Source organism: Paraburkholderia caffeinilytica (genome assembly GCF_046030355.1).
GTDB classification, from domain to species: domain Bacteria; phylum Pseudomonadota; class Gammaproteobacteria; order Burkholderiales; family Burkholderiaceae; genus Paraburkholderia; species Paraburkholderia caffeinilytica_B.
In genome coordinates this window covers 357,624-367,199 of sequence record NZ_JAQQCQ010000006.1, presented here as the reverse complement: position 1 = coordinate 367,199, position 9,576 = coordinate 357,624, and the positions used below count along the sequence as shown (strand labels likewise).

Genomic DNA, 9,576 nt, shown 5'->3' with positions numbered 1-9,576 from the left:
CAGCGGCGGCGGAAGCAGCGGCGGCGGAAGCAGCGGCGGTGGAAGCAGTGGCGGCGGCAGCGGCGGCGGAAGTAGCGGTGGTGGCTTTGGCGGCGGTTTTGGCGGTGGAAGCGCCGGCTGCGGTTGCGGCGGTGGCCCCAGCGGCGGCCCCGGTGGCGGAAAAGGAGGCGGCCCTGGCAGCGGTGGTGGTTTTGGCGGAGGCTTCGGTGGCGGGTTCGGCGGCGGCTTTGGCGGAAGCTCCGGCGGCGGTCACGGAGGCAAGGGTAGCGGCGGTAACGGTGGTGGCAATGGCGGAGGAAACGGGCACTAGCAGTCGCCCGCTTCCCTGGTAGGGGGCCCCCGCGCCCTACCCGACGCTAACGGACTACATCCGTATCTCGTCCGCATTCCCCCGGCAACGGCGGTGATGTCTCGATCCCCCGGTCGAGCGTCACCGCCCGAGGCCGGTCGAAACCGGCAGCACCGGCAAGCGGCAAGCGGCAAGCGGCAAGCGGCAAGCGGCAAGCGGCAAGCGGCAAGCGGCCAGGCAAAGCATCACGCACCGCCGCGACCTGCCGACAATCGGCCCTTGTTCTTGCACACGTTTAAAACCAAAACAATTGATCGCGGCGTGCTTGACCGGAACCAAACCGGAGCGATTGCCTCATATCAGATTCAACGTTCGATATGAGGGCATCACAACATGCAACGAAACGTCCCCCACGCCATGGCGCGTGCTGCCGCCGGTTTGCTGATGGTCGCCAGTCTCGGCCTCGCATCGCTCGCTAATGCACAAACCGCGGCACAAACCGCGGCACAAACTCCACCGCAAACAGCGGCTACGTCGGCAGAGCCGCAAACGCTGTCGCAAGCCGCCCCGCCGGTCGATCCCACCTTCTCCGCCTATTCGCTCGCGCAAACCTGCAAACAGAAAACCGATAACGTCGCGCAAGGTCAATGCGTCGGCGCGATCCGCGGCATCATCCACGGCTATCAGTACGGCGTGCTGTTCCTCGGTCAGCGCGCGTCGCTGCCGCCCAACGAAACACAGCGGGTGTCGCTGTGTTTGCGCAATACACAGGTGTCGTCGATCGTCGACGAATTCGTCGCCGACGCGGCCCAGGTCAACGATGATTCGCTCAAGCACACGCCCGCTGAAGTTGCCGTTCTGGGTTCCGTGCACATGCATCACAGCTGCAATTAATGATTCCGGCAAGGGCGAGCCACAGCGGAATAAGCGCGCCGACTCCCCGGCCGGCTGCAATCCGCTGACGGCCTCCACCGCTGCTCATAGCATTTCGAGCGGTCGCTTGCTGCGTGGCGGTTTGAAATAAATGTCGATGGCAGTGCGTTCATGAGCGTCGAGTTGCAGTTGCGACGCCCGATAGTTGTCGCGCACATGCTCGACGCGGCCCGCTTTCGGAATCGCGAACACGCCGGGCTCCTGCAACACCCACGCTAGCGCCACCTGAAACACCGAGACACCGCGTGCGTCGGCAATGTCGTCGAGCGGCGAGCGCTTCGGCAGGCGCGCATGATCGACCGGACTGTAGGCCATCGCCGGCATCTTGCGCGCGGCGAGCCACGGCAACAGATCGAATTCCGGTCCGCGGCGCGCGACGTTGTAGAGAATCTGATTCGTCGCACAAGCGTCGCCGCCGGGTGTGGCGACAAGCTCTTCCATATCATCCGTATCGAAGTTGCTGACGCCCCAGTAGCGAATCTTGCCCGCGCTGCGCAATGCTTCGAATGCCTCGACGGTTTCCGCGAGTGGCACCGAGCCGCGCCAATGCAACAGATAAAGATCGAGCCGATCGGTTTTCAGGCGCTTGAGGCTCCGCTCGCAGGCCGCGATCACACCGCGCCGACTGGCGTTATGCGGATACACTTTGCTGACGAGAAAAACCTGATCGCGCAGCCCCGCCAGCGCTTCTCCGAGCAGCGATTCGGTGGCGCCGTCGCCGTACATTTCCGCGGTATCGATCAGCGTCATGCCCAGTTCGATGCCACAGCGCAGCGCGGCGAGTTCCGAGGCGCGCCGCGACGGCTGTTCACCCATTTCCCACGTGCCCTGCCCCAGTTTCGGAATACGCTCGCCGTCGGGCAGGCTCACGCTTGCGATATCGGTCGTCATGCTTTCTCCTTGAGCTGGTTAAAGTGGCTAAATAAAGTGGCCGAAATGGTTTAGCGGATCGCCACGCGCATGGAGCAACGTGTACCGCCGATGCGGCAGCGCAAGCGAATTCGCGGGCTCATGCTACGGAAATCATAGGGACGAGTTTAGCGGTTGCACGAGCATCGGATCGGGCACCAGGCAAAAGCCCGCTATAACGGAGCGCGCCGATGTCTTAGAATTGCCGCTTGCCCTTCTTGCGTGAGCCCCATGACCTCTGCCTCGGAAGACCGCTGGCGCGACCTGCGCCCGGACCCGGAAAACGACACGCCGCTGTACCTGCAACTCGCTCGCAAGCTCGGCACTGCGATTCACGAAAACCGTTGGAACGCGGGCGAGGCGCTCCCCTCCGAGCGCGTGCTGTCCGAAGCGCTCGGCGTCTCGCGGATCACCTCGCGCAAAGCCATTGCCCTGCTGGTCGAACAGGGATTGATCCGCCGCACCCAGGGCGCGGGCAGCTTCATCACGCCGCGCTACGAAGATCCGCTATCGCGTCTGTCGAGTTTCAGCGAAATGCTGCGGCGGCGCGGTTTCACACCGAGTTCGAAGTGGTTGTCGCGGGAAATTTCGCCGGCTAATCGCGATGAAGTGATTCAACTGGGCTTGTCGCCGGCGGCGGCCGTGACCCGGCTGCGCCGCTTGCGCCTCGCCGACGGCATCGTGATGGCGGTGGAAAATTCGACCTTCCCCGCCGCGGTGATTCCCGATCCCCAGGCGATTGGCGATTCGCTGTACACGTACCTGGAAAATCGCGGACTGACGATTGTCCGCGCGCTGCAGCATTTTCGCGCGGTGAACGCGAACGAGGAGATCGCGCAGCAGATGAGCATCGCCCCCAACGAGGCGTTGTTGCTGATCACTCGTGTCGGGTATACGGCGGATCAGCGGGCGATCGAGCTGACCGATACCTACTGCCGCAACGATTACTACGATTTCGTGGCGGAGTTGAGGAAGTAAGCGCCGTGCTCGTCCTGCGCGGCGATCACCATGCCTTCACGCCCACTTTGCCTCGTGCGCCCCGATCCGAGCCGGCGGCAGCGCAAAATACGCGGGCGTTTCCTCCAGCTGCTCGGCCGGCAGAACGCCCAGCACGCGCCCGAACTCCGACTGCACGGTTCCCAGGCAATCCCGCACGTCGTCGAGCGACACATCGGGCGCCTTCCAGCCGTCGGCAAGCAATCCAAACGACTGCAACCACCGCCCGGTCTGCGCGAGCGATACCCTCACATGCCAGCTCCCACCTTCGGTGGCTCGCCGCGCCAATGCAACCATCGCGCCGAAAGCAGCCAGATATCCCGTTGCGTGATCCAGCGCCTGACAAGGTAGATGCTTCGGTTCATTCCAACCCGCCGCCTCGCGCTCGGTAAAAGCAATCCCACTCGCGGACTGCACCAGACTATCGAAGCCGCGCCGCTGAGCCCAAGGCCCCTTGTGCCCATAAGCGCACACCGAGACATAGACGATCCCGGGCCGCACCCGCGCCAGCTCCTCGGGACCAAAGCCGCGTGCGGTCAACGCCCCCGGCCGGTAGGCTTGCAAAAACACATCGGCGGCGCCGGCGAGCTCACGTAACGTTGCTCGCCCGGTTGCATCGCGCAAGTCGATCACCGCCGAGCGCTTGCCGCGCCCGTTGTCGATCACCAGCGGCGCAATGTTCGGCAAGTGCGGACCATTGACCATCAACACCTCCGCGCCATGCTGCGCGAGCGCGCGCCCCGCCACCGGCCCGGCAATAATCCGCGACAGATCCAACACCCGCACACCCGCCAGCGGCCGCTCCGCCCCGTCCCGGCGCGGCGGCTCGACCGGCGCGTCGCCAATGCGCTCGATCTCGAACAACGGCAGTCCTGCAATCGCTTGCGCCTGCTCGAGTGCGGCCCACTCTTCGGGCGAGCGGATCAAGGCGGCGCACAGGCCGGCGTCGGCGAGCGTCTGGTCAAGTGTCGCTCCATCCCAGCCGCGAATCGCTTCGGCCACCGCCGCGCGATCGTTCGCGCAGCCGAGTACCTTCAACACGCCTTCGAGATGATGCGGAAAGTTCGTATGCAGTTGAATCCAGCGGTCGTCGCGCGTCGCGTAAAAACCCATTACCGGATCGCGCAAGGCGGGCGGCGGCCCGTCGTCGATGCGCAGATAGCGCTCGCTGCGAAACGAGGCCAGAGCGCGCCGCATCTCCACCGTGACGTGTTGCCGGTGTCCCGTGCGCAAGCGATGATATTCGGCAGCCGCCAGGCCAGTCGCGGCGATGGTCGCCGAGGCCAGCGCGCCGACCCGATAGACCGACGGCAAACCCGGGTCGGTGCCGGCAAGCGAAACGGACCTCAGCGCAGTCGGGTCGCATTCCGCGGTCATCCAGATATGTTTGAGTGCGAGTTCAGGCGTCATGGTGCTCATGTCGTTTATCTCGTTCACGTTGGAAGTGGAAGAAAGTGAACCGAGTCTAGAATTTCGCCTTGTCGCTATCAATATTGATTATGATAATCAATATATATTGATTTCTTCGGTTTCTACCTGTTTTCATGCCGCCCTCGTCATCTCTAACCGCCGCAGAAGCCGCCGCAGCGCTCGGCATCAGTCTGCCTACCCTGTATGCGTATGTCAGTCGCGGCATGCTGAGCTCGTCACCCGATGCGCAAGGCAAGCACCGGCTCTATGACGCTGGCGAAGTACGGCGTCTCGCGCGGCGCAAGGAAGATGGCAAGCGCGCCGGCAAGGTCGCGCAAAAGGTGCTGGACTGGGGCGTGCCGGTGCTCGAATCGTCGATCACGCTGGTGGCCGGCGGCCGCCTGTTGTATCGCGGGCACGACGCCATGGAACTGGCGCGCACGGCATCGTTGGAGGACATCGCGGCATTGTTATGGGAATGCAGTGCGAGGCGTATCGCCGATGCACCGGCCGTCCCGTTCGCCGCCGCGCAGTGGGCGGCGTGGCTCAAGCTCTGGAGCGACAGCACACCACTCGACCGCGCGCTCGTGCTGCTGCCGGCCGCCGCCGCGCAAATGCCGCGGGTATGGGCACTCGGTCGCGATGCGCAACTCGATACCGCCTGTGCGGTCATGCGCTTGTTGACCGCCGCGATGATCTCGGCGGCGCCGTCGAACGAACCGTTGCACAAGCAGTTGGCTTCGGCGTGGAACGTGCGCAACCGTCAGCAGGCAGGACTATTGCGCGCGGCGCTGGTGGCCTGCGCGGATCATGAGCTGAATGCGTCCACCTTCACGGTTCGCTGCATCACGTCGACGGGAACGCATCTGTTCGGCGCCGTGGCAGGCGGTCTCGCCGCATTGGCCGGGCCGCGGCATGGTGGCGAAACGGTACGGATCGCCGCGCTGCTCGATGAAGCCTCGCGCGCCGCCAATCTCGACCGCTATCTGGCGAACCGGCTCGCCCGCAACGAACACGGCGCGCACGGACCGGTGCTGTCGGGCTTCGGCCATCCGCTTTATCCGGACGGCGACCCGCGCGCGCGTCTGCTGCTCGGAATGCTGGCCGACTGCGCCCCGGCCCGTTCGCCGCTAGGCGAAGTTCAGGCACTCGCGCGCACGGTGCGCGACACGACCGGCGCGGAACCGACCGTCGACTTCGCACTGGCGTCCATCGAACGGGTGCTTGGCCTGCCGGCCGGCGCGGCATTCACGCTGTTCGCGGTCGGCCGCGTGGTCGGCTGGATCGCGCATGCAATGGAACAGACGCGCGACGGCCGGTTGATCCGGCCACGCGCGCGCTATATCGGGGAGTATGATGAGATTGGTTAGGGCCGGCCTTGACCGGCCGCGAAGCAGGCACGGTGCACATCCGTTCCCGCATTAGTCGTATCAACCGTATCAGCCACATCAGCCACAGCAGTCGCAGCGGTTACGGCGGTTGCAACGAATACAGCAGCCGCAGCAATTGCCGCAGCCACCGCTCCCGATCACACCACGCCCAACCAGCGAGGCAGCCAGTTCAGCATCGGCGAACCGCTCAACGGCCGCGTGACAGCACGCTCCGACCCGCTGGCCAGCGCGAAACGTGCACCGGCCCGCCCTGCGCTGACCCACGCCAGCGCACCGCGCGGCAACTCGATCGATTGCCCCGTTGCCAGCCAGTGATCGCCGTTTTCGCCTTCGACAGTCAACCAGATCTCACCCGAGATCACCTTGAAGACCGACGGACGCGCGACACGCCAGGCCGCCGCGGGCTCGTCATGTTCCATTTCGAAAATCCGGACTTCACGCATCGCTTTTCTCCTTCAAAGAACTTTCCTGTTGTATTGATTATTGACGTGCGATCATCAGATACCCATGCACAGTTCCGAACACTTTCATCGGAACTGTTCAGTCGAAAAACCGGACAGTTGGCGGCGATCCCGCTTCAGGAACGCATGTGCAGCGCGCCGTATCAACGGCTCGATGCGGCGGCCGCCCGGTGAAGGAAAAGCACCGCATGAAACTCGAAATCCAACTCGATCGGGATAACGGCGTACCGCTCACCGAGCAGATCGTCACGGGCGTCACCGCCTGGATCCGTTCACGCGCCGCTCACCCCGGCTCGAAGCTGCCGTCGATCCGTCAGTTCGCAGCCGACTACGCCGTGAGCCGTTTTCCCGTGATCGAGGCTTACGACCGGCTGGTGTCGCTCGGCTACGTCGACTCGCGCCACGGCTCGGGCTTCTATGTCGCCGACCGTCAGCCCGCGAGCACGCATTGCCAGGGCTCCTCGGACCCGCGCCGCGCTGAGGACGAATCGGGGCACATCCTTCAGCAGTTCAACCACCAGGGTGAGACGCTCAAGCTCGGCAGCGGCTTCATCCCTGACGCGTGGCGCGATATGGACAGCCTCGCGCAGGCGATCCGTCACGTGTCGCGCACCGACACGGCAAGCATGATCGATTACGCGACCCCGCTCGGCAATCTGACCTTGCGCGAACACCTGCAAAGCCGCATCGGCCAGTTGGGGATTCAGGCGGACGTCTCGCAGATTCTGATCACCAACGGCGCAAGCCAGGCACTCGATCTGCTGATGCGCTACATGCTCAAAGCCGGCGACACGATGTTCGTCGAGGACCCCGGCTACTACAACCTGTACGGCCTGCTGAAACTGCACGGCGTGAAGCTGATCGGCATTCCGCGCACCCGCATCGGCCCCGATCTCGACGTGTTGCAGGCGCAGTTGCAACTGCACCGGCCAAAGCTGATGTTCATCAACACCGTGTTCCACAATCCGACCGGCACCACCGTCGCGCCGCCGGTGGCGTTCCGGCTGCTGCAACTGGCGCGCGAACACGGCTTCAAGATCATCGAAGACGACATCTACGCCGACTTCCAGACCGACATCACCGACCGTCTCGCAACGCTCGACCAGCTCGAACACGTGATCTACGTGGGCGGCTTGTCGAAAACGCTGTCCTCGTCGTTGCGGATCGGCTGCGTGGTGGCGAGCCACGCGATCATCAAGGATCTGGTCGACATCAAGATGCTGACGAGCATCGGCGGTTCGCGCTTTGCAGAGGCCGTCGCGGTGTCGCTGCTGGAGCGCGGCGCGTACCGCAAGTATCTGGAACGGCTGCGCCGCCGCATGCGCGACGCGCTCGGCTCGACCATTCAGATACTCGAAGACGCCGGCTGGGAGCTGTTCGAAAAGCCCGTAGGCGGCAAATTCGTATGGGCGCGCGTGCCGCACGTCGACAACGCCGAACGGCTGGTGGCATGCGGCGCGCCGCTCGGCGTGACGGTGGTGCCCGGCAGCTATTTCCGGCCGAACATGGAAGTGAGCCCGTGGATCAGGATTCACGCGGCATTCGGCAACGAGCCGCGCGCCCAGGCATTTTTCCATGCCGCCGCGGCGTTGCCGGCTGCGGTCTGAGCGGCTCGTCCAGGCTTCGCGCCATGCGTGCGAACTGGCACGTCCGCTGCGCCGGGCCGCGCTTTTCCCTAGAATAGCGAGTCCTAGCCCGTCCCCGTGCGCCTAGCCGCCCTCCATGTCCACGCCGCCGATCCTGCCCGCCTCCGCCCCCACTGCCACTTCAGGCCCCTCGGCTCGCTCGCTCACCGTGATGCTGTGGCTCGTCGCCACCGGCTTCTTCATGCAGACGCTCGACTCGACCATCGTCAACACCGCGCTCCCCGCGATGGCGACGAGCCTCGGCGAGTTGCCCTTGCGCATGCAATCGGTGGTGATCGCGTACTCGCTGACGATGGCGGTGATGATCCCGGTATCCGGCTGGCTCGCCGACAAACTTGGCACGCGGCGCGTGTTCTTCAGCGCAATCCTCGTGTTCGCGGTCGGCTCGCTGCTGTGCGCCAACGCGCATACCCTGAATCAGCTGGTGATCTACCGCATCGTGCAAGGCGTGGGCGGCGCGATGCTGCTGCCGGTCGGACGGCTCGCAGTGCTGCGTACCTTCCCGGCCGAACGCTATTTGCCGGCCTTGTCGTTCGTGGCGATTCCAGGGCTGATCGGGCCGCTGATCGGCCCCACGCTCGGCGGCTGGCTCGTGAAAATCGCTTCGTGGCACTGGATCTTTCTGATCAACGTGCCGGTGGGGATCGTGGGGTGCATTGCTACCTTCATCTTCATGCCGGATAGCCGCAACGAGCACACCGGCAAGTTCGACCTGAAAGGCTACCTGCTGCTGATCTTCGGCATGGTGGCTATTTCCTTCGCGCTCGACGGCCGCACGGAGTTCGGCATCCAGCATGCCACGGTGCTGGTGCTGCTGATCCTGAGCCTCGCCTGCTTCGTCGCCTATGGCTTGCACGCCGTACGCGAGCCCGCGCCGATCTTCCCGCTCGACCTGTTCAAGATCCACACCTTCAGCGTCGGTCTGCTCGGCAATCTGTTCGCGCGGATCGGCAGCGGCGCGATGCCGTATCTGATTCCTCTGCTCCTGCAGGTCAGTCTCGGCTATAGCGCCTTCGAAGCCGGCATGATGATGTTGCCGGTGGCCGCCGCGGGCATGGCGGCCAAGCGCCTCGTCACGACGCTGATCGTGAGGTACAGCTACCGCCGCGTGCTGATCGTCAACACCGTGCTGGTGGGCCTGACCATGGCGAGCTTCGCGCTCACTGCTGCCAGCCAGCCGCTGTGGCTGCGGCTCGTGCAACTGGCGTTCTTCGGCGCGGTCAACTCGATGCAGTTCACCGCGATGAACACGCTCACGCTCAAGGACCTCGGCACCGGCGGTGCGAGCAGCGGCAACAGCCTGTTCTCGCTCGTGCAGATGCTGTCGATGAGTCTCGGCGTGACGGTGGCCGGCGCGTTGCTCGCGACCTTCACCGGTCTGCTGCCGCGCGTAACCGCCGCCAACTCGCTGCCCGCGTTCCATGCGACGTTCCTGTGTGTCGGCATCATCACCGCGGGCTCCTCGTGGATCTTCGCGCAACTGTCGCCGGACATCCGCACGCCCGCGAAAAAGACCGACCCCTCCGAGCGGACCTGAGTTT

The 9,576-nt window shown here is 64.6% G+C and carries 10 protein-coding genes; 7 read left to right on the top strand and 3 right to left on the bottom strand.

Annotation, left to right across the window (positions count from 1 at the left end; all coding sequences use genetic code 11):
* Together PQQ95_RS12910 and PQQ95_RS12905 are read left to right on the top strand one after the other, a co-directional pair.
* Positions 1-332, top strand: a 332-nt coding sequence (locus PQQ95_RS12910) for a hypothetical protein (RefSeq protein ID WP_408437755.1), incomplete at its 5' end; no start/stop codon positions are given.
* A gap of 350 nt (positions 333-682) precedes the next feature.
* Positions 683-1,183 (top strand): hypothetical protein, encoded by a 501-nt coding sequence (locus tag PQQ95_RS12905; protein ID WP_408437754.1) that lies wholly within the window; start codon positions 683-685, stop codon positions 1,181-1,183.
* Between the two features lie 84 nt (positions 1,184-1,267).
* Here the strand turns inward: PQQ95_RS12905 and PQQ95_RS12900 are convergent, their stop codons facing one another.
* Entirely contained in the window at positions 1,268-2,113 is an 846-nt protein-coding gene (locus PQQ95_RS12900; protein WP_408437753.1) for an aldo/keto reductase, read from the bottom strand.
* Positions 2,114-2,362: 249 nt separating this feature from the next.
* Between PQQ95_RS12900 and PQQ95_RS12895 the strand changes: the two genes are divergently transcribed.
* Positions 2,363-3,109, top strand: a complete 747-nt coding sequence (locus tag PQQ95_RS12895; RefSeq protein ID WP_169489063.1) for a GntR family transcriptional regulator — start codon at positions 2,363-2,365, stop codon at positions 3,107-3,109.
* A gap of 36 nt (positions 3,110-3,145) precedes the next feature.
* On the opposite strand, the gene PQQ95_RS12890 is transcribed toward PQQ95_RS12895, so the two are convergent.
* Entirely contained in the window at positions 3,146-4,537 is a 1,392-nt protein-coding gene (locus PQQ95_RS12890) for a CoA transferase (RefSeq protein ID WP_408437768.1), read from the bottom strand.
* Between the two features lie 134 nt (positions 4,538-4,671).
* On the opposite strand from PQQ95_RS12890, the gene PQQ95_RS12885 reads away from it, so the two are divergent.
* Positions 4,672-5,907 (top strand): citrate/2-methylcitrate synthase, encoded by a 1,236-nt coding sequence (locus PQQ95_RS12885; RefSeq protein WP_408437752.1) that lies wholly within the window; start codon positions 4,672-4,674, stop codon positions 5,905-5,907.
* A gap of 158 nt (positions 5,908-6,065) precedes the next feature.
* Here PQQ95_RS12885 and PQQ95_RS12880 read toward each other — a convergent pair whose 3' ends face one another.
* Complete coding sequence (locus PQQ95_RS12880) at positions 6,066-6,371, bottom strand: DUF2917 domain-containing protein (RefSeq protein ID WP_408437751.1); 306 nt, start codon at positions 6,369-6,371, stop codon at positions 6,066-6,068.
* On the opposite strand from PQQ95_RS12880, the gene PQQ95_RS12875 reads away from it, so the two are divergent.
* The 3 genes from PQQ95_RS12875 to mdtD all read left to right on the top strand — a co-directional run bounded on the left by PQQ95_RS12875 (position 6,339) and on the right by mdtD (position 9,572).
* Positions 6,339-6,563: a hypothetical protein gene (locus tag PQQ95_RS12875; RefSeq protein WP_408437769.1), complete on the top strand. Its 225-nt coding sequence runs from the start codon at positions 6,339-6,341 to the stop codon at positions 6,561-6,563. The genes PQQ95_RS12880 and PQQ95_RS12875 overlap by 33 nt on opposite strands.
* A gap of 14 nt (positions 6,564-6,577) precedes the next feature.
* Entirely contained in the window at positions 6,578-7,996 is a 1,419-nt protein-coding gene (locus PQQ95_RS12870; protein WP_408437750.1) for an aminotransferase-like domain-containing protein, read from the top strand.
* 115 nt (positions 7,997-8,111) lie between these two features.
* A complete protein-coding gene (mdtD, locus tag PQQ95_RS12865; protein ID WP_408437749.1) occupies positions 8,112-9,572 on the top strand; it encodes a multidrug transporter subunit MdtD in 1,461 nt (486 codons plus the stop codon).
* Positions 9,573-9,576 lie beyond the last annotated feature (4 nt).

Coding starts and splice junctions, on each gene's coding strand:
- PQQ95_RS12875 (WP_408437769.1), top strand. CDS start 6,339: ATGTTCCATTTCGAAAATCCGGACTTCACGCATCGCTTTTCTCCTTCA.
- PQQ95_RS12870 (WP_408437750.1), top strand. CDS start 6,578: ATGAAACTCGAAATCCAACTCGATCGGGATAACGGCGTACCGCTCACC.
- PQQ95_RS12880 (WP_408437751.1), bottom strand. CDS start 6,371: ATGCGTGAAGTCCGGATTTTCGAAATGGAACATGACGAGCCCGCGGCG.
- PQQ95_RS12890 (WP_408437768.1), bottom strand. CDS start 4,537: ATGACGCCTGAACTCGCACTCAAACATATCTGGATGACCGCGGAATGC.
- PQQ95_RS12885 (WP_408437752.1), top strand. CDS start 4,672: ATGCCGCCCTCGTCATCTCTAACCGCCGCAGAAGCCGCCGCAGCGCTC.
- PQQ95_RS12900 (WP_408437753.1), bottom strand. CDS start 2,113: ATGACGACCGATATCGCAAGCGTGAGCCTGCCCGACGGCGAGCGTATT.
- PQQ95_RS12905 (WP_408437754.1), top strand. CDS start 683: ATGCAACGAAACGTCCCCCACGCCATGGCGCGTGCTGCCGCCGGTTTG.
- mdtD (WP_408437749.1), top strand. CDS start 8,112: ATGTCCACGCCGCCGATCCTGCCCGCCTCCGCCCCCACTGCCACTTCA.
- PQQ95_RS12895 (WP_169489063.1), top strand. CDS start 2,363: ATGACCTCTGCCTCGGAAGACCGCTGGCGCGACCTGCGCCCGGACCCG.